The sequence below is a fragment of the Nodosilinea sp. P-1105 genome (genome assembly GCF_012911975.1).
In the GTDB taxonomy this organism is placed as follows: Bacteria; Cyanobacteriota; Cyanobacteriia; order Phormidesmidales; family Phormidesmidaceae; genus Nodosilinea.
This window is the reverse complement of sequence record NZ_SMDQ01000061.1, coordinates 1-22,447: the sequence shown is the minus strand read 5'-3', so window position 1 is coordinate 22,447 and position 22,447 is coordinate 1. Positions and strand designations below refer to the sequence as shown.

The window sequence follows — 22,447 nt, the reverse complement described above, 5'->3', positions numbered from 1 at the left end:
CCACCCCGTCCCTACGCCCCATAGCCCGGAATGGCCTGAACCCGTAAAGGCCCCTGCCTACTCCACCGTCACACTCTTCGCCAGGTTGCGGGGCTGGTCCACATCTAACCCCCGCCGGGCCGCGATGTGGTACGCCAGCAATTGCAGCGGAATCACCGCCACAATCGGCGACAACAACTCCTCCACCACCGGCACCGGCAGCAGCCGATCGAAGGTGTCTTCGGCGTCCGTATCGTTCATCGGCACCACGCCAATCAGCTGGGCATCCCGGGCTTTCGCCTCCTGGGCATTGGATAGCACCTTGTCGTAAACACTGCCCGGCATGGCGATCGCCACCACCGGCACCTTGGCATCCAGCAGGGCGATCGGCCCATGCTTCATTTCCCCAGCGGGATATCCCTCCGCATGGATATAGCTAATTTCTTTGAGCTTCAAGGCCCCTTCCAGGGCAATGGGGAAATTGACCCCCCGGCCCAGGTAGATAAAGTCCTGGGTATCGCCAAACTCGTGGGCCAAGTCTTCAATGTAGCGCTCCTGACTTTCCAGCACCTGCTCAATGTAGGCAGGGAGTTGGTGCAGCTGGGTCAAAATGTCTTCGATGCGCTCTGGGGTTTGGGTCTGGCGACGGTAGGCCAGATCCAGGGCCAGCAGGTAAAAAGCCATCACCTGGGCCGTGAAGGTCTTGGTGGCTGCCACCCCAATTTCAATGCCAGCGTGGGTGTCAATGATGTGGGGTACTAACCGAGCCAGGGAACTCTCGGGTCGGTTGGTAATGCCCACCATGCGGGGGGCAAAGCGAGGATCGGCTTGGGCCAGCCGCCGTCCCTGCTCCATCTCCAGGGCGGCCAGGGTATCGGCGGTTTCCCCCGACTGGGTAACGCCAATGGTCAGGGTATTGGGAATCAGGGGGGTGGGGGAATAGCGAAACTCGGAGGCATACTGCACCATCACTGGTAACCCAGCCAGGGCTTCAATCAGGTACTTGCCCACCAGGGCCGCATGCCAACTGGTGCCACAGGCCACAATTTGCAGGTGCTCCAGGCCATCGATCAGCTCGTCGGGCAGGCCCAGGCTAATGGGGGGGGTTGCGGTGGCGGGGGCGGCGGCGGTCCAGCTGTTGTCAATGTAGGTTTCCAGGCAGGTGCGCACCACCCCGGGCTGCTCGTAGATCTCCTTGAGCATGAAGTGCTTGAACCCCTGCTTTTCCACCATGATTGGGTTCCAGTTCAGGGTGATCGGGTGCTTGCGCTGGCGAGTGCCCTCAAAGCTGTACACCTCCACCCCCAGGGGGGTTAGACTGGCTAGCTCGCCATTTTCCATGGGCAACACCGCCCGGGTGTGGGGCACAATGGCGGGGGTATCGCTGGCGCAGAAAAATTCCCCCTGACCAAAGCCAATCACCAGGGGGGCCTGCTGGCGCACCACCACCAGCTCATCCGGGAAGTCGGCGGAAATAATCCCCAGGGCAAAAGCGCCATGCAGATCTAGGCAGGAAAGGCGGACGGCTTCTAGAAGCCGAGAGCGCCCCTGGGGCTCCTCTGCGGTCAGCTTAGCCAGGTAGGACGCCACCAGGTGGGGCACCACCTCCGTATCGGTGTCAGAGACAAATTGATGCCCCTCGGCTTTGAGGCGATCGCGCAATTCCCGGTAGTTTTCAATAATGCCGTTTTGCACCACCGCAATTCGCCCATGGGTATCTCGGTGGGGGTGGGCGTTGTACTCTTCTGGCTTGCCATGGGTGGCCCAGCGGGTATGGCCAATGCCCAGCCGGGCTTGGTTATCTTGACCATCGAGTTTATCTTGCAGGTTCTGCAGCTTGCCCTTGGCCCGCACACAGTGCAGTTCTCCCTCTTCCACCGTGGCGATTCCGGCAGAGTCGTAACCCCGGTACTCCAGCTTACGCAGCCCTTCTATTAAAATGTCGGCGGCAGCTTGGGTGCCGATATATCCCACAATGCCACACATAGGCCTGTCTCCTTAACCCCGTAAACGGCAAAACGACTCACGCTAGAGTAGCGTCTTTGTCAGGCAAGCTGCTGACTAGAATACACGGTGGACTGAGTTGAGAGATCCGTGGCTGAAGGAGCTTTATGGTCGACAATGACGTCAATAACATCAAAGACTTGGGAAATGAGATATTTTTGGCTAGGACAATTTGCTGATTTAAGAATCATCCCGTAGCATAACGAAAACCCCTTAACATAGCTGGTATGAATATTCTCCTGGTCTACCCACGCTTTCCGAAAAGCTTTTGGTCCTTTGATAAGACTCTGGAACTGGTTAACCTAAAGGCGCAACTCCCCCCTTTAGGACTGGTCACCGTCGCGGCCATTTTGCCCCAAACCTGGAATTTCAAGCTGGTAGACCGTAACGTGCGGGAGGTTCAGCCGGATGAGTGGCAGTGGGCCGACATTGTGATTGTGTCGGCGATGATTGTCCACCGGGCTGATTTTTTAGATGCGATTCAAACCGCGAAGGGCTACGGCAAGCTAGTGGCAGTGGGCGGCCCCTATCCCACCTCCCTGCCCCACGAGGCCGAGGCCGCCGGAGCCGACTTTTTGATTTTGGACGAAGGGGAAATTACCCTACCCATGTTTGTGGAGGCGGTGGAACGGGGCGATCGCAGCGGCACCTTTCGCTCCGGGGGCGAAAAACCCGATGTCACCAGCACCCCCATCCCCCGCTACGACTTGCTAGAGATGGACGCCTACGCAGAGATGTCCATTCAGTTTTCCCGGGGCTGCCCCTTCCAGTGCGAATTTTGCGACATCATTGTGCTCTATGGCCGCAAGCCCCGCACCAAAGCCCCCGAGCAACTGCTGGCCGAACTCCAGTGCCTCTACGATTTAGGCTGGCGTCGCAGCATCTTCATGGTGGATGACAACTTCATTGGCAACAAGCGCAACGTCAAGCTATTGCTGCAAGCGATGAAACCCTGGATGGAGGAGCACGGCTATCCTTTCTCCTTTGCCACAGAGGCATCCGTAGACCTGGCCCAGGATCCAGAACTGATGCAGCTGATGGTGGACTGTAACTTTGGCACCGTGTTCTTGGGCATCGAAACCCCCGACGACGACAGTCTCACCCTGACCAAGAAGTTTCAAAACATGCGCGACCCCCTCTCCGAGTCGGTCGTCTCCATTGCCCAGGCCGGGCTGCGGGTAATGGCCGGGTTTATTGTCGGCTTTGACGGCGAAAAAGCCGGGGCTGGACAGCGAATCTACCAATTTGTGGAACAAACCGCTATTCCCACCGCCATGGTCAGCATGCTGCAGGCGCTGCCCGACACGGCTCTCTGGCACCGCCTAGAAAAAGAAGGTCGCCTGCTGGGTAAGAGTGCCGACATCAACCAGGCCACCCTGATGAACTTTGTGCCCACCCGCCCCATCGAAGAGATTACCGAAGAATTCATCCAAACCTTTTGGAATCTGTACGACCCCCTGACCGTACTCAACCGCACCTTCCGTCACTTTTTAATCTTGGGAGAGGCCCAGAAGCGCAACTACAAAAATCGCACCACCTCCGCCGGGGCCCCGGATATCAACTGGGTGACCATCCGGGCCTTTTTAATTGTCCTCTGGCGGCAGGGGGTAGTACGCAAGACCCGCCTGCGGTTTTGGATCAACCTGGCAATTATGCTGTGGCGCTACCCAGGGGTGTCCGCTAACTATGTGTCGGTGTGTGCCCAGGCCGAACATTTCCTGGACTTCCGCCAAATTGTGCGGCAGAACATTGAAACCCAACTGGCCGCCTATCTGGAGGCGAAGCAGCAGAAGGATAGCAAGGCTGACGCCGCCACCCCGCTGGCAATGCCTGTGAGCTAGTGCTTAGTCAATTTGGTTATGGGTTCACGGTTTACGGCCTGCGGTTCACGGCCAATCGTAGGTCGTGAATCCTGTCAGCCCGATATCTTTAACTGGATAGACCCCTTAGACCACTAGCGTCGTTCTGGCGTCAAGGTGGAGGGTTGGGCTAGTTGGGTCTGTCGCCATTGGCGATAAGCTCGCTGGTAGTCGGCCCAGGCTTTGAGCTGCCCCTGGGGGCCGTAGCGGTGCTTGAAGTGTTCCCAACAAATGGTTTCCATGGGGGATTTCCTCGCAGCTTAGGGGAATGGTTACCGAGTCCAACTCGGGACCTGGTGTTTTCCCACCGGCAGAACGCCAGGCCTGAACTTGGATTTGGGTTATAACACTGGTCAAGGGGTGTAAACGACGATCGCTGGCCTGGCCCACCAGAACCATAGGGAAAGTCGGATCCTAAATGCTTATCTCATATTGCCAGATCCTGGCGATCGGCGCCCCTGCCCGGTAACAGATCTTATACCAAATCCTGCTGGACTACCCCCGATTTGATCGGGCGAACACTTGGGTTCGCCCCTACGGGTTACCCATTGGGTCAACGCAATGAGAATGCCGGTACAGATCCCAGGGTTCTGCCTAGAATGCCGCGAAATTCAAGGCTAATCAGCCTAAGAACCCTGGGATCTTGGTGTAGTAGCCCTCCCAGGAGGAGATGCCGACACCTGAAACCCGACACCCAAAACCCACCCCTACCCCTCCCAGGAGGGGATTCACACACCTGAAACCCATCCCCCCATCCACCCATCCACCCATCCACCCATCTCCCCATCCACCCATCCACCCTACCCTTCGGGAAGCCGCTCCGCGTCTACCACCCATCCACCCATCCCCCTGAAACCCTAAGCCCTATGGATGCCAACTAGAACTACGTATCTTTGAGCGACAGCAACTTTTCATTTAGATCCTGAAGATAGGGACGGGCCACATCATCGGGCAGTAGTCCCTTGAAAATGGCTTGGTTAATCGCCCCCTTTTCAGCCAAATACAGCCGTCGCCACAGACCATCTAAGTAATCCGTGTCCACCAGACCGGTAGATTTATAAGAAGGTCGCTGGTTATAAAGACTACGTAGCCCCTCTTCCCCTTGAGCTATGCGAGCCTGGTAGCGGGCAAAAAATTCCTCGTATAGAAACTTGGGCAGGCTACCCACTTCGAGCAGATTTAGGAGTTCTGACTGGGCTGCTTTGGCGGCAATAATGTTTAGCTGCAACTCTTCTATCTGCTGACGAAAGGGAGATGGCTTAGACAACTGTAGCTGCTTCACCAGCCAAGACAGGCTCAGCCCCTGGCCCACCAGAGAGACCAACACGGTGCTAAACACCAGGGTGATTACCTGCTCGCGATCGGACAGGGTGAACGGCAACGTCAGGGCCAGGGCCATGGATAGGGACCCTTTAACATTGCCAAAAATCAGCACATGCTGCCAGCGAAAGGGAATGGGGCGATCGAAAAACCGCAGCAAGTACAGCAGCGGGTAAATCACAGCAACTCGGCCAATTTGGTAGGCGACAATGGCCAGTAGGGCTGCTGGCAGGGTATTCACTAAACCCCTGGGCTCAACGGCCAAACCCACTAGCAGAAAGATAAAGGTATTCACCCCAAATCCAGCGTATTCCCAAAAGCTTAATAGGGTGACTTTGATCGAGGCTGAGGTTTGGCGAAAGCCCAGGTTACCAATCACCAAACCTGCAACCACTACGGCGATCGCGCTAGAAACCCCCAAGACTTGACCAATCTGAAAGGTACCTAACGACACCGCTACCGTTAGCAAAATGTTACTGAGGGCATCGTCTAGCTGCCGAAACAGCCCTACACAGAGATAGCCCAAGCCCAGGCCCAGTAATCCACCCCCCACAAAGGCAATAAACAACTGCTGTACCCCATTCACCAGGCTAAAGGATCCTTGCATGTGGGTCGTAGAAATTAAGCTGAGTAGCACCAGGGCGACTCCATCGTTAAATAAACTTTCCCCTTCCACAATGGTGGCCAGCCGCCCAGGCACCGACACACTTCTAAAGGCGGCAATCACCGATACGGTATCGGTAATGGTTAAAATTACCCCCACGGCGGCGGCGGTAATCCACTCGAGGCCCAGGCCCAAATGCAGCAGCGATGCGGTAATCGCGGCTGATAATACCACCCCTGGTCCGGCCAGCAGGGCAATGGGCTTGATGGTGCTGCGCAGCCGACTGATGTCAGTATTAATGGCCGCCTCAAAAATAAGAATGGGCAAAAATAAGTTGAGGATGATATCGGGGTTGGGGCCAATGGCGGTGGGCAAATTTTGATCGGTCATCACCAATCCGGCCAAAACCAACCCCACCACGTAGGGAATTCTCAGCCAACGGGTGACTAATGCCACCCCCGTTGCCACCAACAGCAGAATAATCAGGGTATTGACTAAACCCGTAACTCCGCTAGTGGGCAGGGCATTGGCTGCTTCAGAAGGCAGTTGAAATAGGAGCATCATCGACAACATGAAAGGTTCGCAGGCAAAACGATTTAGGCCACCACAAGGTTAAGGGGCACAGCATTGCTGTGCCCCTACTTTAGACTTGTTCCCCCGTGGTTATGGTAGTGGTGCTATCCCCGATCCGATAACAACGGTTGCAGGGCCATGGCCTGATCCACTGTACCGGTTGTCTGGTAAGCCTCAAAGGTAAAGGCATCCACCTGAATCGCATCGAGTTGGGCTTGATCGGCGGCGGCGATCGCCTCTCGTTCTGCTAGGGTGATTAACCCCGCCTGGTGGGCCAGCTCGGCCAATGGTGTGGTACCGTCCGCCAATAGGTCACCGGCCCGCACCGCCGCCTTCAGACGCTGCCGCAGGGGCAAGACCTGCTGGTTCAGGGTATAGGCCTGTTCCAATCGACCCAGGGCTTCGCTGGGGGCGGCGGGTCGATAGATGCCAGCGGTGAGGCGATCGCGGCAGTCCTGGGAAGTTTGCACCTGCTGGGCCACCTGGTGGGTGAGGGTATCCCTGGGGGGACTACCCACGGGGTTGCTCCGTAGCCCCCATAGTCCCAGGGGACGGAGGACCCAGCCCAGCTCTGGCATGGATAGGTTCTGAACAATTCCCTCCAGGGCCGTTTGAATTTGGGTCAGACCGTACTGGGCGGCCCAGTGGACGGTGGCCAGGTCTGCCGGGGGGCGACCTTCCGCTTCAAACCGGCGTAGCACGGCGCTGGTCAGGTACAGCCAGGCGAGGGCATCGCCATAGCGTCCGGTAATCGATTCATGGCGTTTCAAAGTGCCGCCATAGCGCACCAGGGCCAGGTCGGTGAGGAGGGCAAAGGTGGCTGACGCCCAGCTCAGTCGGCGGTAGTAGGGGGCCGTGGGGCCACTGACCGGGGCCTGGGCCAGACGGCCTCGGGTTAGCCCCAGCAGTAGCGATCGGGCCGTATTCCGGATGACTGCGCCAATATGGCCCCACAACAGCCGGTCAAAGGTGACCCAATCGGCCCCCTGCAGGGCCTGAATTTCGCCATAGAGGTAGGGGTGGCAGCGAATCACCCCCTGGCCGAAGATCATCAGGGTGCGGGTGAGAATGTTGGCCCCTTCCACGGTAATGGCAATGGGAATCGCGGTATAGACATGGGCCAGCAGGTTGCGCGGCCCGCGGCAAATGCCAGCGCCGCCCAAAATATCCATGCCGTCGTTGACCACCTGGCGCGCCAGCTCGGTGGTTTGGTACTTGGCGATCGCACTGACCACCGCTGGCTGCAACCCAGCATCCACCGCCCCACAGGTGTACAGCCGGGCCGCGTCAATCACATAGGTCAAAGCCGCAATCCGGGCCAGGGGTTCGGCCACCCCCTCAAACCGACCAATGGAAAGGCCAAACTGCTGGCGTACTACGCTGTGGGCACTGGCCACCCGGGCCGTCAGTTGGGCCACCCCCGTACAGGTGGCCGGGAAGCTAATCCCCCGCCCCGCCGCCAGGGTCTGCATCAGCATGGTCCACCCCTGGCCCGCCTGGGCCACGCCGCCGATGATCTGATCGATGGGCAGCACCACATCTTGCCCCACCACTGGCGAGTTAAAGAAGGGCACCCCCATGGGGTCATGGCGCTGGTCGATGATCACCCCAGGGGTATCCCGGGGCACCAGGGCACAGGTGATGCCCACATCCTCGCCCCGGCCCAGCAGGCGCTCGGGGTCATAGAGGCGAAAGGCCAACCCGATCAAAGTGGCGATCGCCCCCAGGGTGATATAGCGTTTTTGCCAGTTCAACCGCAGGTACAACTGGCCATCGTCGCCTTGAAACACCTCTCCCCGGGCCGTCAGGCTGGCGGCATCGGACCCCGCCTGGGGTTCAGTCAGGGCAAAGCAGGGAATTTCTTCGCCAATGGCCAAGCGCGGCAGGTAGCGCGCCTTTTGTTCGGGGGTACCATAGCGCAGCAGTAGTTTGGCCGGCCCCAGGGAATTGGCTACCCCCACCGTGGCCACATGGGTAAAAGAGCGCGACGCCAGCTTCACCATCACCGCACTATAGGCCAGGTTAGAAAACCCCAGCCCCCCAAACTCCTGGGGAATCATCATGCCAAAGAACTTTTCCTGCTTCAGGTACTTCCATACCCCAGGCGGTAGGTCCTTGCGCTGGTAGATTTCCCAATCCGTCGCCATCTGGCAGACCCGCTCCACCGGCCCATCCAAAAACGCCTGGACCTCCTCAGGCAACTGGGGATAGGGCTCCTGCAGCAGCCGTTGCCAATTTGGCCGCCCGGTGAAAAATTCTCCCTCCACCCAGACTTGACCCGCTTCGATGGCGGCCCGCTCGGTGTCGGAGATTTTGGGCAAGCGGTTGCGAGCCAGTTTGCCCAGGGGTTTAGAGATGAGGGGGCGACGAAGGGGGGGGAGGAGGAGGAGGGCGGTGAGGAGGAGGGTGAGGGAGATGGGGAGGGTGGGGAGGGTGGGGAGGGTGGGGAGGGGTAGCATGGTGGGCCTCTGGGGTGATGGGGAGGGTGAGGGTGATGGGGAGGGTGAGGGTGAGGGTGAGGGTGATGGGGAGGGTGATGGGGGTGGGGGAGATGGGAACTATGGGGGGCGGAAGGCGTGCAGAGGAGCACAGGGATGGGGGAGAGGGAGGTGGATGAGCTGGAGAGGGGACGGCGATTGATTAGGAGTCACGAGGATTTGGTGATTTATCAACTGGCGTTTGAAGCGGCGATGGACATTTTTCAGATGACTAAAAATTTTCCGAAAGAGGAGCGGTACTCGTTGACGGATCAGATGCGGCGGTCGTCGCGATCGGTATGTGCAAATATGGCGGAGGCTTGGCGAAAGCGACGATATCAAGCTGCTTTTATTGCAAAACTGAGCGATTGTGAAGCCGAAGCTGCTGAAACCCAGGTCTGGATAAAATTTGCGGTCAAGTGCGCCTACCTAGAACGAGACCAAGCCAAGGTTCTCTATTCCACGTATAACCAAGTTCTAAGTGGCCTTGTGCACCTGATCAAAAGTCCCAAAACCTGGCTCCTGTAACCACCTCCCCATCTCCCCCATCTCCCCCATCTCCCCCATCTCCCCCATCTCCCCCATCTCCCCCACCTCCCCCACCTCCCTCACGTCAACGCAACAAATTCTCAAACACCCCCGCCGCCCCCATGCCACCCCCCACACACATGGTGACCATGCCGTAGCGGGTGCCGCGACGCTGCATTTCGTGCAGCAGGGTGGCGGTAAGCTTGGCGCCACTGCAGCCCAGGGGATGCCCCAGGGCGATCGCGCCCCCATTGACATTGACGATGTCTTCGTTCAACCCCAGCTCGCGGATCACCGCCAGGGACTGGGCCGCGAATGCCTCATTGAGTTCGATCAAGCCGATGTCATCCAGGGTTAGGCCCACCTGCTTCAGCACCTTAGGAATGACAGCAACCGGACCAATGCCCATCATTTCTGGGGGTACCCCAGCCACGGCAAAGCCCCGCAGCTGAGCCAGGGGTTGCAGTCCCAGTTCTTGGATGGTTTTGGCGGCCATCACGATGGTGGCGGCCGCCCCGTCAGACATTTGGGAAGAGGTACCAGCGGTAACGGTGCCATCGGCCTTGAACACCGGCTTGAGCTGGGCCAGGGCCTCTAGACTGGTGTCAGAGCGGGGGCCTTCGTCGGTGTCGAAGGTGAACTGGCGACGGTGGAGCTGCCCCTCGATGTACTCAGTCTCTTCCACTGTGACCGGCACAATTTCAGCCTTGAACTTACCCGCCACCTGGGCGGCCAGGGCCTTCTGGTGCGATCGCAGGGCAAAGGCATCCTGATCAGCCCGGGAAATGTGGTACTGGGCCGCCACATTTTCAGCGGTCAACCCCATGGTGATATAGGCCGCTGGCATATCCGTCAGCAGCTCCGGATTGGGGGAAAACTGGTGCCCCCCCATGGGAATCAAACTCATGGACTCAGTTCCCCCAGCCACAATTACCTCGGCTTGCCCCCAGGCGATCGCCTGGGTCGCCATGGCAATGGTTTGCAACCCCGAGGAACAGAGTCGATTCACCGTACAGCCCGCCACGGCATCGGGTAGCCCCGCCCGCAGGGCCACCAGGCGGCCTAGGTTATAGCCTTGCTCAGCCTCAGGCATAGCGCAGCCCATGATCACATCCTCAATCTGGTCAGACACCAGGTTGGGAATACGCTCCAGGGCGCCTCGCAAAGCCGCCGCCCCCAAATCATCGGGTCGGGTATGGCGCAGACTGCCCCCGGGGGCCTTACCGACGGCGGTGCGTACGGTACTGACGATGTAGGCGGTATTCATGGTGGGAGTCTCCGAGGTGGGTGGATGGGGGGATGGGGGGAATGGGTGGATGGGGTGGATGGGGTGGATGGGGTGGATGGGTGGTAGACGCGGAGCGGCTTCCCGAAGGGTAGGGTGGATGGGGGGATGGGGACGTAGGGGCGGACCTATGTGTCCGCCCTGGGGAGTAATGGGGACGTAGAGGTGACGGGGAGGATGGGGAGATGGGGACGTAGGGGCGGACCTATGTGTCCGCCCTGGGGAGTAATGGGGACGTAGAGGTGACGGGGAGGATGGGGGGATGGGGACGTAGGGGCATGTGTCCGCCCTGGGGAGTAATGGGGAAGGTAGGGAGGCGTAGGAGGTGGGTCCGCCCTGCTAATTCCTCAATGGTTTTTTAGTCTTCAGCATGTGCAAAATCCGCTCCTTGGTCTTGGGTTCATCGATCAGCGGCAAGAAATTATCCCGCTCCAAACCCAGCACATAGGCCTCATCTACCGAGGTAGGAGCCGTCAAATCGCCGCCGGTCAGCACATAGGCCAAACGCTGGGCCAGGGCGCGATCGTAGTCACTGATGTAGCCGCCCCCATGCATGACGTAGGCCATGTGCTCTAGCACCGCCCGGGCCGGTTGCCCCAGGACCGTGATCGGTTGGCGCGGCGGTGGAACATAGCCCATGTGGTGCAGGCGCAGCACGTTGTGTTTAGCGGCATAGAGGCGGCGATCGCCGTTGATCACCACCGTGGTAGTGGCTGGCAAAAAGCCCAGCTCCATGGCTTCGTAGGCACTGTTGGCCACCTGGGCCATACCCACGGTGCGAAACACCTGCTTCAGCCAGGGCAGGATATCGCTGGCCGTATCTGTTAGGGCCTGTTGCTCCGCCCAGCGGGCCAGCCGCATCAGGCCGCCTCCCGCCGGAATCAACCCCACCCCCAGTTCCACCAGACCGATGTAGGTTTCGGCGTCGGCCACCACCTGGGGACAGGCCATGGCCAGCTCGCAACCGCCCCCCAGCACCCGGCCATGGACGGCGGCCACCACGGGTTTAGGAAAGTAGGTTATCCGCTGCACCAGGGTTTGAAAGGTCTGTAGCAGTTTGGCAATGGTGCGATGGTTGCGGTTCAGAGGGTTGAGGTTTTCCCACTGGGCGATTTTGCCCACCTCCGCCAGGTTAATGCCCACACAGAAGTTGGGGCCTTCGTTGCCGATCACCAGGCCGTGGTAGTCATCGTGGGCCATAAGCCAGTCCAGGGCAGCATCGAGGCCCTCAATCACCTTAGTGCTGAGGGTATTGGCCTTGGAACGAAATTCAAACAGGGCCACGCCGTCGCCAGCATCCAGCAGGGCCGCCTCCCGGTTGTGCCACAGGGGAGCCCGGTCTTTCAGATCCCCTAAGCACAGGTGGTGGGCCGGGACCGCTAGGGGCCCATAGCCCTGACCAGGCCCATAGACCTGAGGTTGACCCGCCTGCTGACGGTAAAACCCCCCGGCCCCGGACTCTTGCATCTGGACCACCCAGGGGGGCAAACTCAGCCCGGCCTGGAGTATGTCCGCCGCCACGGTGTCAAACCCCAGGGCATCCCAGATGGCAAAGGGGCCGAGCTCCCAGCCAAACCCCCACTGCAGGGCCTGGTCAATGGCCACGGGGCTATCGGCAATTTCTGGGATGCGGTTGGCGCTATAGGCCAGGGTTTCCAGCATCAGTTGACGGCAGAAGTCACCGGCCCGCCCCCGCTGGCGATACAGCTGCCGCAGTCGTTCGGGTAAATCCGTTGTTTTTTTCAACTTATCGAGATCGCCCAGGTCCAAGGGTTGGGGAGACTCGTAGCCAAAGGTTTCGGGGTTGAGGGAGCGAATCTCACCGTCCACCTTTTTGTAGAACCCTTGCCCTGCCTTGGCCCCTAGGGTGCCGGTGGCCACCAGCTGACGCAGCAGGTCGGGCACCTGAAACAGCTCGCGCCGTTCGTCGTGGGGAATGGCTGGATAGAGGTTTTCGGCCACATAGAGGAGGGTATCTAGACCCACCAGATCCGCCGTGCGGAAGGTGGCCGACTTGGGCCGCCCCACCAGGGTGCCGGTCAGGGCGTCAATTTCTTCAATGGTGTAGTCGCCGCTGGTAAAGGCCCGAATCCCCAACATCGACACAAAGACGCCAATGCGGTTGGCAATAAAATTCGGGGTGTCTTTAGCTACCACAATGCCCTTGCCCAGGCGATCGCGGCCAAAGGCGGTCAATCGTTCGACCACCGCTGGGTCCGTGTCGGCGGTGGGAATCAGTTCCAGCAATTTCAAATAGCGGGGCGGGTTAAAGAAGTGGGTGCCCAGGAACCGCTTGCGAAAAGCGCGCGATCGCCCCTGGGCCACCTGGTGAATCAACAGCCCGCTGGTGTTGGTGGAAACAATGGTGTCTGAGCCTACGGTGCGCTCCACCCGAGCCAGCAGATCTTGCTTGATGGCCAGGTTTTCCACCACCGCTTCAATCACCCAGTCCACCTGAGCCAAACGGTCAAAGTGCTGCTCATAGTTGCCCAAAATCACCCGCTTCACCGCCTGCTGGGTATAGAAAATTGGCGGCGATTGCTTACAGGCCTTCTTAAAGGCCCCAGCGACCAGGTCGTTGGGCTCCCCCTCGGCAGCGGGCAGTTCCAGCAGGTGAACCGTCAGACCAGCATTGGCTAAATGGGCGGCAATCTGGGTACCCATCACCCCGGCTCCGAGGACGGCGGCAGTTTGGATTGGTGTATGCATAGCTGGCTCCTTCGTGTGGTGTAGATGGGGTGATTTGAATTTTGAACTTTGAACTTTGAACGCCCCCTCACCCGCCCATGAGCGATCGCGCATAGACCGGGCAACTCTCTCCCCCACCGTCTCGTTCTCCCCCACCGTCTCGTTCTCCCCCACCGTCTCGCTCTCCCCCACCCCCATACAGCCCCTCAACTGCCGCTGCCAGGTTCTCGCTCCGCTCGATCAGGACAAACTTGCGCACGGTGGCCCAGTAGGGCAGGTGACAGTTGGCCCCGTCAATCAGACCCTGGTATCGGGCCATAATGCGGGGATGATGCCACCAGTTTTGTTCTGTGGTGTCGAGCCCCCAGTCCTGGGCCAGGGGCTGCAGGGCCTCAAACTGGGGCACAATCACCATGGCGCAGAACTTGCGGTTGGCCCCGACAGTGATGGCTTGGGCCACCAGGGGCGAAGCCACCAGATCGGCTTCCAGGGGCCGGGGCGAGACATATTTACCGGTACAGAGTTTGAACAGAGACTTTTTCACCCCGGTAATCGTCAAAAAGCCGTCGGCGTCAATCGCTCCCAGGTCGCCGGTATGGAGCCAACGGTCAGGGGTGAGGGCTTTTTCGGTAGCCGCAGCATCACGATAGTAGCCCTGCATCACAAAGGGAGCCCGCACTAAAATCTCCTGGTCAGGGGCCAAGCGCAGCTCTACCCCAGGAATCGGCAAGCCAACGGTGCCAGGCCGATTGTGGCCAGGGCGGTTGTAGCAGAGCACCCCACTCGTTTCGGTCAACCCGTAGCCCTGATACACCGGAATGCCCGCCGCCGAAAAGAATTGCACCAGGTGGCTCGACAGAGCGGCCCCACCGCTGATGCAGGCTTTTAGCTGGCCGCCAAACACCTGCCGCCATTTGGCAAACACCAGCCGGTCCGCCAGTTGCATTTGCCAACGATAAAGCCCCTGGGGGGGCTGGTTTGGGTCAAACTGGCGGGTCAGTCTGATCGCCCACCGCAGCACCTGTCGGTCAAACCGACTGAGGTGATGGCACTGATCCACAATCCGCTCATGCACCTTTTCTAAGAGGCGGGGAACGGTGACTAAAAAGGTGGGCTGAATCCGCCGCAGGTGCTTCACCAGATGGTTGGGGTCAGAGAAGTAAATGCTATGGCCCCAGGCCAGATGGCCATACAAAAATACCCGGGCAAAAATGTGGGTCAGCGGCAGGAACAACAGCAGCGTTTCGCCGGGACCGGTTTGTAAATTGGGGTAGGACGAAAAAGCCGCCAGGGCGTTGGCGGACATATTTTGGTGGGTCAGCATCACCCCTTTGGGGCGTTTAGTGTCGCTGGCGATATAAATGATCGTGGCCAGATCCTGGGGAGAGAGGGCTTGGTGCAAAACCTGGATAGCCTGGGATGTCCACTGCTGTTGTCCCCAACGGCGCACCTCAGCCAGGGCACACACCCGCAAGGGCTGGGGCAGAAGGACAGGGGGACAGGGGTGTTGTGGGTGGGCATCACAGAGCAGGTGGGGAAGCTGCAAGCAGGCGTCGGGGGCTGGGGTAGGGGGTGGTTCCCCGCTCAAGGTCGCCGTCTCCTGGCCCTGGAGGCTCAGGTCGATCGGCTCTCCCGCCTGCATGTCTGCCACAATCACGGCTTTCAGGCTAGGCACTTCCCACAGGTAGGGCAACATTTGGTCTAGCAGGTCCTGGTTGGAAACCACCAGCAAGGGGGTATCCACCTGCTGCAAAATGAACAGGATGTTTTCGATGGTTTGAGTTAAGTCAATCGGTACATTCACCAATCCAGCCAGCAGGGTGCCCAGATCGGCGATCGCAAAATTGATGTCATTGTGCATCATCAAGGCAACGCGATCGCCCTGGTTAAGGCCAAACTTCTCTAGACCCAGGGCCAGTTCCTGCACCGCCTGACGCAGTTCTGCCGTTGATATACTTTGCCATTTACCCTGCCGCCACTGGTTGAGGGCGCGATCGTTATCTGTGGCGGGGGCAGTCAGATCAACGCCATCGATTAAAGCGGGCAGAGTCCGATTTAAGACAGACTCTCCTATGTCAGACCCGTTAGCCTGAGTTGAACCAGTGATGGCCATGTTAGTTGGTTGGATACACGACATAGCTAGAACAGGAGGGCAGAAGGCAGAAGGCAGAAGGCAGAAATGAAATTCTGCTCTAGACGAAGGTTTGAGCTGAAGGAAATAGGTAGATTATTTCGGTCTCTAAGTACTAGTCGTCAGTCAAAAAAATAATCACGAAAAATGAGACTTAGGGTTCACGGTTTACGGTATAAGGTTTAAGGCGATCCGTAGGCCTTGCACCGTATACCGTGAACCCTACTGACCCGTCACTTCTGGCTTGACAAAACACTAGCTATAAGTAGGGTTAGCATCACCCTATACCTATGGCTAATTCAGATAGCGAATGGCAAAGCAGACCGATCAACATGTGGGTTAATGCCGATCAATGCTGGTTGCTATTCAGGTTGATTGCAGAAGATATGCGCCCCGGTCGGCGACGCCAAAGGAAAATTGAAGTAAAAATGCCTCGACGTGGCGCAGCGGCTTCTTGGAGCTAAACGTCTTATTTCTGATTCTCTTGAACCAGCTAATTATGATTAGATACCAGGCACATACCAGGCAAGGCCAGAGGTAAATTTGCTTAGTACATTTCACTAAGCGAATTTGCCTGATACAAGCTTTCATTGTATGTATTATAACTTTCCTTTTTTTGCCTTCCCCATAATTGCAACCTATCGCAAAAAATTTTTGTTAAGGAACTGCTTATGCTGGACTTGGTATAGGGTTCACGGTTCACGGTGAGCGGTTTAAGGGAAGCCGTTTACCGTGAACCGTAGGCCTTGCACCGCAATCGGGTCACTGATCGAGTTCGGTCATGGCCGCCTGGACCTGGGCTTTGAACTGGCCGCGATCGCTGTTGGCGGTATAGCGCAGATGAATAATTACATCTTCGACTTGTTCTACTAACCCTGGGTTAGTGTCATGGGGAACCTCAAGCTGCCAGTGGGAGATCGCCCCGGTGCCCTCAAAGGGTAGGTAGCGATCTTCCAGGGCAAAGTTGAGGTTAAAGCCCCCAAACAAGCCGTTGTCGAGTTGGGGTTTAGAAATGGCAACCTGTTGGTTTGCGCGCCAGTTGACCCGCAGGGTGCTGCTGCTGGGTTGGGCTGCACCATCCAGGCCCATCAGATAGCGCACAGCATCAATGTCCGGCTCTAGCAGGGTTTTGTTGCCCACCTGGGTGAGGCTGGCATTGACGGTGAGGTACGGATCCTGGCCCAGATTGGCCCCATCCCGGAATTTGAGCGTCAGCCCTATGGTGCGAATTACCCGGAAATAGTGCCCCGGATAGTCGTGGTTAAACAGGGCCTCGCCTAGACGGAACTCACATTCCCCGGTGGCCAGCAGCTGGGCCAGGGCCTCGTTATCCACCTGGCTGAGGGGGATGGTTTTCTCAATTTCCAAAAAGCGGCTGTCGTTGTCCAGGTGGAATTTCTCCATCCGGTTCACATCCAGCAGCAGAGCTTCCCCGGCCAGCAGTCCCCGCCGCAGGCTATCCCAGTGGCCAAAGTGGATGAACTGCTGGTTGGTGGGCAGCTCGTATTGCAAGGCCCGTTCGGCGGATTTAGCGAAGTCATAGGCCAGCTTGTAGGCCTGGAAGTAGAGGCTCGCCAGGCGGCTAACCATCCAGTTGTAAAGGGCCTCGTTGCCAAACTTACGGCGGTGGAAGGTGGCAATCTCGCGATTTTGCTCAATGGTGCGCCGATGAATGGTGAGGGCCTGTTCTGTTCGCTGAATCGTAAGTTCAGCCATCTGAATATGTTGGTTGACTTCTTCTAAATCCCGTTCGGTGGTAAATCGCTCTAACTGCCAATCCTCAAGACGTCGTCTGTACTCTCCTACCTTGCCTATGGTGCTGGCGATGGATTCGGCAATGTCAGCAGCAATGTTGGATATTTCTCCAATTGCATTCGCTTTGTTAGAGAAGGAACTACCGCCAGTAGTGGCCACACCAACCGGTCCCAAGCTCGCAAATCCCTTTGAAAAATCGGGTACACTAGCAAAAATAGCTTCTATTTTCTTGGCGGCAGCCCACACTGCCTTAATTCCCTGAGCTTGGTGCATGAGCAATAATTCAGACACCTCTTCGCCAGAGAGGGGGGCGTCAATTAAGGTTGTGAAGTGCTCTAGGCGGTTATTCAGTTTTCTGCGGCTAATCATTAGGGCTGCTAAAGCGCCCCGAGCTTCGTCCCTTTCCAGTTCAAGGCTACGGGTCGTCAGCTCCAACAGGTTTTGCTCGTGGGTAGTTTGCAACATCGTTAGTTGTTCAGCGTCGCGCTTTTCTAGTGCATCCAGTAAAGCGCCGCCAAAGTCCCTGACAGTGCCGATCATCTCCTTCGCCTGGTTCAGCATAAAGCCGTAGCGGTAGTGGGGCACTGGCAGGTTGACGTCGGCCAGCAGGCTGCCAATGTCGCGCCCCCCAGCGGCAAAAGCTTGCACCAGAGCCCGCACATCCAGGGGCGGTTGGAACAGGGCCAACTGTCGGAAGACCCCTTCAATATCGAGGCTATGGCGGATCTTGAACAGGCGATCTTCCACCCGGTCCCAGAAGCCGATGAAGTCAGCATTTTCGGGGATGCAGAAGGTGGTGATAATGTTGCCGTTTTGGTTCAGGGTGATGGTGCTGGTGCGGGCGGCCACATTGCCATTCAGATCGAGATCGGTGAGGAACTCGGGGGTTTGCTCGAAGGCGTCCTGAATGCCCTGGTAATCACCGATTTCTTCAAACTGGCGGGCGGCTCTGGCTTCGGGCCGGGGGCCAAGCAGGTTAAAGGCCAGCACATAGAGTAGAAAGGCCTGGTTAATCGATTCTCGGTTGTCCTGTGCAAATAGATGATCGGCCCAGTCCAGCAGATTGTCGATGTATTTCATCACGATCGCTTTTTCATAGGCCACTATCCGTAGGCGGGCGATCGCGTGGGGGTCAAAGGGGTTTTCTCGGTACTCGGCCAGGGCCTGCTGATTACTCAGGATGGCTCGCAAACTCATCAGGTTGGGGTCGCGGAAGGGCCGGTATTGCCAGTAGCGATCGCCGTTTGATTGCCCGTCTCCCCCCGCTTCCGACGAGGTGGGATTGAAGATGTAATGGTACCAGCGCTGGGCATCGGCAAAGTTTTGGTTGGCGTTGAGCTGGTTGGCAATGAAGAAGGGAATATGGAAGAAAATTTCCCGATAGTAAAGACCATAGGCCCCATCAAAATCAATTGTCGTGGTGGTGGGTAATTCCAACTGCTGGCGATTGCTAGTGGGTAAATAGCTTGAGAAGTCCCCTTCACTCAGCTGCTGGGACTGTAAGCTGAGCAGCCCATCAATCCCATCACGAAATAGAATCACACTCAACTCTCGGGCCGCAGATGTGTCAATACGTTCGAAGGTGAAGGGAGAGCTACGTTGCAGCAGAGGATCATTGTGAAACGTGAATAGGTTAGAAGATCCTCCGGGCGGAAAAACTAGCCGCTCAGCATCGGTAGCGAGGGCAGGCAGATTCGCTCGAATTAGGAACTGGTCTTCCCCTGTGTCAAGAACGTACCAGCCGTTTTGGTTATTAACATCCAGCAGGGTAGCCGACAGTGGAATATCTCTCCACAAAACGGGCGAAGTATCATTATCCTCTGGAGCCGTTAACCCGACTGGCGCTAGGGCTGAGAGATACTGATTAGGTTCCGCTTCATCCCTGAGATGCAGAATGGCACTGGTAAATCGATAAATATTGATCCGATCCCGTTGGGGTTGAGGAGCAATCAGCAGTTGACTACCTTGGTTGGGGTCGGTGAATAGCCAACGATTTAACCCCTGGTTTTCTAAACCAAACTCGATCCCGGAGAAGGAGGCATCAAGGAGATAAACGTTGAACCGCTCTGGCCCTTCCCGTTCGATCAACACTTGCTGGTTGATAAAAGTTGCCAACCACTGAGGTCGGGATCGTACCAGCTGGGAATGACGAAAATGATAGGTGCGAGGCAGCCTGAGGGATCTAATCCTGCGGATCCTGTCATTGCTGTCTCGATCATATAGCCTTTCGAGAACGGCATGGAGGTCAGCTAGAGCCTCCGAATCACCCGTCAAGGCAGCATCTAGCGGGGCTTGGGATGTCATAAAGCCCACATACCGCCAGTTGGCTGCGGTCGGTCGGTTATTGAGCCGGTAAACATTCAGGCGTGCTTGATTACCAATCGATTCTCGCCCAATCAGGATATTTTGTTCCCCTAGGGTGAGTCGCCATTGCCCCTCCTGAGACTCTAGACGCTCTATGCTAAAGCTATTACTGTTGACGATGGTTAGGGGCTGGACCTCCGGACGATCAAAGAGCTCATTTAGAATATCTCGGAAACTCGCCCTGAGCTCGCGATCGGCACTGCCATCGGCCAGAGCATCCAGGGTACTTGTATTAGTGGAATTGTCGCCCATGTGGCCCATATATCGATCCACAGTCAGGTGAGGTGCCGATAGGTTGACAATGCTCTGTAAAAACCGATTAGACAACTCGTAAATGTTGATCTGGCTGTTGAGCCTATTGTTAACCCGTACCTCTTCCTGACGGGCCAACCAGCGAAAATTTTCGAACAGAATGAACCATTGCTGATCGCCTTGGGGGATCACCTGGTAGTTGGTGTCTGCAATGGTGGAGTTGTTTCTGGGTTCTCTAGGTAGACGATCCAAGACAGCATTTAAAGTTCGCCGCAAGCGCTCCCGATTGGCGTCCGGGTTGTCACGGGCGATGTCATTGAGGATTTCTAAGTTAGAGGCAATAGGTATGTGGCCAATCAACCACTCCTGTTCTCCCAGGGCGGTCGGAGCCAGCCCTAAATCGACCTCTGCTTGACGACTCTGGAACTGAAGTTGTAGAAGCTCTCGTTCACGGGCATTCCGCAGGGTGCGTACCGTCAGGGGAGCATCGGCTGAATCATCGGCTCCGTCGGTATTTTGGCCATAGGTGTTTTGGCCATAGATGATCAACAGCCGTTCCCGTTCTGTAGCGAGTCCCCTGCTCAATTGGGCCACTTCGAAGGTAGTGCGTAGGGCATAAACTCGCTGCCATTGCGATCGCGATCGTTCCTCCACACTCAATTCTCGATTCACAGCGGCATAGGTCTGGGGCTGGGTCCAGGTGCCATTAAAGTCGGGGAATGAGTAACGAATGGTGGGGCGATAAATGGTCGTGGCCGCTTCTCCTCCAACGCTACGGGACTCCTCGGTAAACTCGACCCAGAACAAAAACAGTCGATTAAAGACAAAAACCGGCGTGACAAAGTCAGCGTTAATCGTCAGGTCAATTGATTGCCAAGGTCGCCACTGGGTTTCGTTAATCCACTCTCGGTAGTAATAGGTGTGGGGTTCGTTGGTACTGCGCCCGACTAAATACAAGGTGGAGTCACCGGCTTGGCTGACAACCACCTCCCCAGTGTGGCTGAGTCGGAGGGTATAGACCTGAGTATCGCCGTCGACAATTCGCCAGAGGGGGCTACTGCCCAACAACCTCGCTTGGTTGGAGAGCATAATCCCTTGCGCCCTGAATGCATTGTTAACCTCGTCGGACAAGCGACTCTCACTGGGGTGATCAATCAAGTCTACGCTGCGGGGCGGAATAAATAATTGCTCTACATCCCGATGTCGGTAAGCGCCGACAATCTTTAGGTCAGCTAGGGTTGCTAGCTGATTTAGGTAGTTATTAAAGGCTTGCTGAGCCGTGTTGACGTTAATGTCATTTTGCATCAGCTCCTGTTCTAACTCTTCAAACAGGGGAGTTTTGTCGCGGCGTAGTTCCGGCTCGATGAAGCTTTCGGGGTAGAGAAACACCTTGCGGTTGGCTTCCCACACCCGGTAGTTCTGCATCCACTCCCACTGGTCGGTGGGGATGGTGGCGGGGTCAACCCCCTTCTCCAGGTTCATCAGGCAGCGTTGCACATACTGTTGCAAGGCGGCGGTGCCCTGCACAATATGGGAGGTTTCCACGGCACTGCTCACCTGCACATCCAGCAGCAGATATTCCGAGAGCAGGTCGGGGCTACGGCGACCCTCAAAGTCGGCAGGGATGTTGTCCATGGCCAGGGCCAGCAGGGCATCGCGCTTTTGGGTGGCCAGGGGGTCCCGCAGGGGGCGATAGACCCGGGGCCATTGCTCGTCGTCGTAGAGGCCGCGCAGCACCGGCAGCAGGGCATCGGCTTGCTGCCGGTAGAAGCCCAAAGACAGGTCATCGGTGGCCGCCAGCTGGATCAAGAAGCCGATGTCTACCCGTAGTCGTTCGGCCAGGGCAAACCCCCGCTGCAACAAGATTAAGTTTTCTACGCGGTTGTAGGGTCGCTGGCCAAAATGCCGCTGTAGCCGCAGTAGCTGGGGCAGATCCCAACCGCTCAGCTGCAGAATCGCCTCGTTTACCAGCGAAGAGTCTGGCTTTAGCCGCAGCAACTCTAGCAGTTGGTCGGACTCACCCCCAAAGGAGGCCTTGAGTTCGGTGAAGGTGAACAGGTGGGTTAAGTCAGTCAGGTTAGGCCGAAACACATCGCTGACGCTAAAGCAGGCGGGATGGGTCAGCAACGTTCTGATTTCGGCGGTGGTGAGTTCGAAGCGGGTGACCAGCAGCAGAATTTTATGCAAGCGAAACAGGTAGTCGAGCAGATCCGCTGGAATTGGCTGGTCTTCATCCAGATCGGCCAACTGGATCAACCGCTCTAGCAGGCGGGCCGGGTCGCTGAGGGGTTCGTTGACGGATTGGAAGTAGGCGATCACCGCTTGCAAGGGGGCCGGGTCTACCCCTAACAAATCTGACAACCCGGCCAGAATGGCGTTGCGGTGTTCCTGCCGGTAGCGCTCCAGGGTTTCAGTAATGGTGCCCTGTCGGTTGTGCTGGTTTTCCAGCACCGCCTGGATCTCAGCCAGTACCGTGGGATTGGGGGGGGTATCGCCAAAGGCCGAGGGGAAGTCGTCCAACTCCCGGTTCGCTCATTTTTGAGTGAGGTCGGCCAATTAGGTTAGATTTGGGCTATGGAAACTCCTCTAACCGTTATCACAGAACGGGTTGACGATATTCCCCTGCTG

General features: G+C 57.4%; 11 protein-coding genes. 3 read left to right on the top strand and 8 right to left on the bottom strand.

All coding sequences use genetic code 11. The features are described 5' to 3' along the window. Positions 1-57 precede the first annotated feature (57 nt). Positions 58-1,965: a glutamine--fructose-6-phosphate transaminase (isomerizing) gene (gene glmS / locus E1H13_RS20490; RefSeq protein WP_169616138.1), complete on the bottom strand. Its 1,908-nt coding sequence runs from the start codon at positions 1,963-1,965 to the stop codon at positions 58-60. Between the two features lie 245 nt (positions 1,966-2,210). Here glmS and E1H13_RS20485 point away from each other — a divergent pair, with 245 nt between their 5' ends. Then, entirely contained in the window at positions 2,211-3,824 is a 1,614-nt protein-coding gene (locus E1H13_RS20485; protein ID WP_169616136.1) for a B12-binding domain-containing radical SAM protein, read from the top strand. A gap of 113 nt (positions 3,825-3,937) precedes the next feature. Here the strand turns inward: E1H13_RS20485 and E1H13_RS20480 are convergent, their stop codons facing one another. From E1H13_RS20480 to E1H13_RS20470, 3 genes are all read right to left on the bottom strand, one after another. Beyond that, positions 3,938-4,084, bottom strand: a complete 147-nt coding sequence (locus E1H13_RS20480; RefSeq protein WP_169616134.1) for a hypothetical protein — start codon at positions 4,082-4,084, stop codon at positions 3,938-3,940. Positions 4,085-4,725: 641 nt separating this feature from the next. Then, a complete protein-coding gene (locus E1H13_RS20475; RefSeq protein ID WP_278002535.1) occupies positions 4,726-6,327 on the bottom strand; it encodes a sodium:proton antiporter in 1,602 nt (533 codons plus the stop codon). A gap of 116 nt (positions 6,328-6,443) precedes the next feature. Then, a complete protein-coding gene (locus E1H13_RS20470) occupies positions 6,444-8,798 on the bottom strand; it encodes an acyl-CoA dehydrogenase (RefSeq protein ID WP_169616176.1) in 2,355 nt (784 codons plus the stop codon). Between the two features lie 231 nt (positions 8,799-9,029). Between E1H13_RS20470 and E1H13_RS20465 the strand changes: the two genes are divergently transcribed. Further along, the gene (locus tag E1H13_RS20465) at positions 9,030-9,344 is read left to right on the top strand and encodes a four helix bundle protein (protein WP_347404198.1); all 315 of its coding nucleotides are present in this window, start codon (positions 9,030-9,032) and stop codon (positions 9,342-9,344) included. A gap of 85 nt (positions 9,345-9,429) precedes the next feature. Here E1H13_RS20465 and E1H13_RS20460 read toward each other — a convergent pair whose 3' ends face one another. The 3 genes from E1H13_RS20460 to E1H13_RS20450 form a co-directional block, all read right to left on the bottom strand. Beyond that, positions 9,430-10,611 (bottom strand): acetyl-CoA C-acyltransferase, encoded by a 1,182-nt coding sequence (locus tag E1H13_RS20460; protein WP_169616114.1) that lies wholly within the window; start codon positions 10,609-10,611, stop codon positions 9,430-9,432. A 357-nt stretch (positions 10,612-10,968) separates the two neighbouring features. After that, positions 10,969-13,338 carry a 3-hydroxyacyl-CoA dehydrogenase/enoyl-CoA hydratase family protein gene (locus tag E1H13_RS20455; protein ID WP_169616112.1) on the bottom strand — a complete coding sequence of 790 codons (2,370 nt, stop codon included), beginning with the start codon at positions 13,336-13,338 and terminating at the stop codon, positions 10,969-10,971. A 67-nt stretch (positions 13,339-13,405) separates the two neighbouring features. Then, the gene (locus E1H13_RS20450; protein ID WP_169616174.1) at positions 13,406-15,430 is read right to left on the bottom strand and encodes an AMP-binding protein; all 2,025 of its coding nucleotides are present in this window, start codon (positions 15,428-15,430) and stop codon (positions 13,406-13,408) included. Positions 15,431-15,738: 308 nt separating this feature from the next. On the opposite strand from E1H13_RS20450, the gene E1H13_RS26965 reads away from it, so the two are divergent. Further along, positions 15,739-15,912, top strand: a complete 174-nt coding sequence (locus E1H13_RS26965; RefSeq protein ID WP_206070769.1) for a hypothetical protein — start codon at positions 15,739-15,741, stop codon at positions 15,910-15,912. Between the two features lie 298 nt (positions 15,913-16,210). Here the strand turns inward: E1H13_RS26965 and E1H13_RS20445 are convergent, their stop codons facing one another. Further along, positions 16,211-22,339, bottom strand: a complete 6,129-nt coding sequence (locus tag E1H13_RS20445) for a neuraminidase-like domain-containing protein (protein WP_169616110.1) — start codon at positions 22,337-22,339, stop codon at positions 16,211-16,213. Positions 22,340-22,447: the final 108 nt, after the last annotated feature.

Bases quoted from the DNA above. Each gene is read 5' to 3' on its own strand.
- glmS (WP_169616138.1), bottom strand. From the start codon at position 1,965: ATGTGTGGCATTGTGGGATATATCGGCACCCAAGCTGCCGCCGACATT.
- E1H13_RS20480 (WP_169616134.1), bottom strand. From the start codon at position 4,084: ATGGAAACCATTTGTTGGGAACACTTCAAGCACCGCTACGGCCCCCAG.
- E1H13_RS20485 (WP_169616136.1), top strand. From the start codon at position 2,211: ATGAATATTCTCCTGGTCTACCCACGCTTTCCGAAAAGCTTTTGGTCC.
- E1H13_RS20465 (WP_347404198.1), top strand. From the start codon at position 9,030: ATGGACATTTTTCAGATGACTAAAAATTTTCCGAAAGAGGAGCGGTAC.
- E1H13_RS26965 (WP_206070769.1), top strand. From the start codon at position 15,739: ATGGCTAATTCAGATAGCGAATGGCAAAGCAGACCGATCAACATGTGG.
- E1H13_RS20460 (WP_169616114.1), bottom strand. From the start codon at position 10,611: ATGAATACCGCCTACATCGTCAGTACCGTACGCACCGCCGTCGGTAAG.
- E1H13_RS20450 (WP_169616174.1), bottom strand. From the start codon at position 15,430: ATGGCCATCACTGGTTCAACTCAGGCTAACGGGTCTGACATAGGAGAG.
- E1H13_RS20470 (WP_169616176.1), bottom strand. From the start codon at position 8,798: ATGCTACCCCTCCCCACCCTCCCCACCCTCCCCACCCTCCCCATCTCC.
- E1H13_RS20475 (WP_278002535.1), bottom strand. From the start codon at position 6,327: ATGCTCCTATTTCAACTGCCTTCTGAAGCAGCCAATGCCCTGCCCACT.
- E1H13_RS20455 (WP_169616112.1), bottom strand. From the start codon at position 13,338: ATGCATACACCAATCCAAACTGCCGCCGTCCTCGGAGCCGGGGTGATG.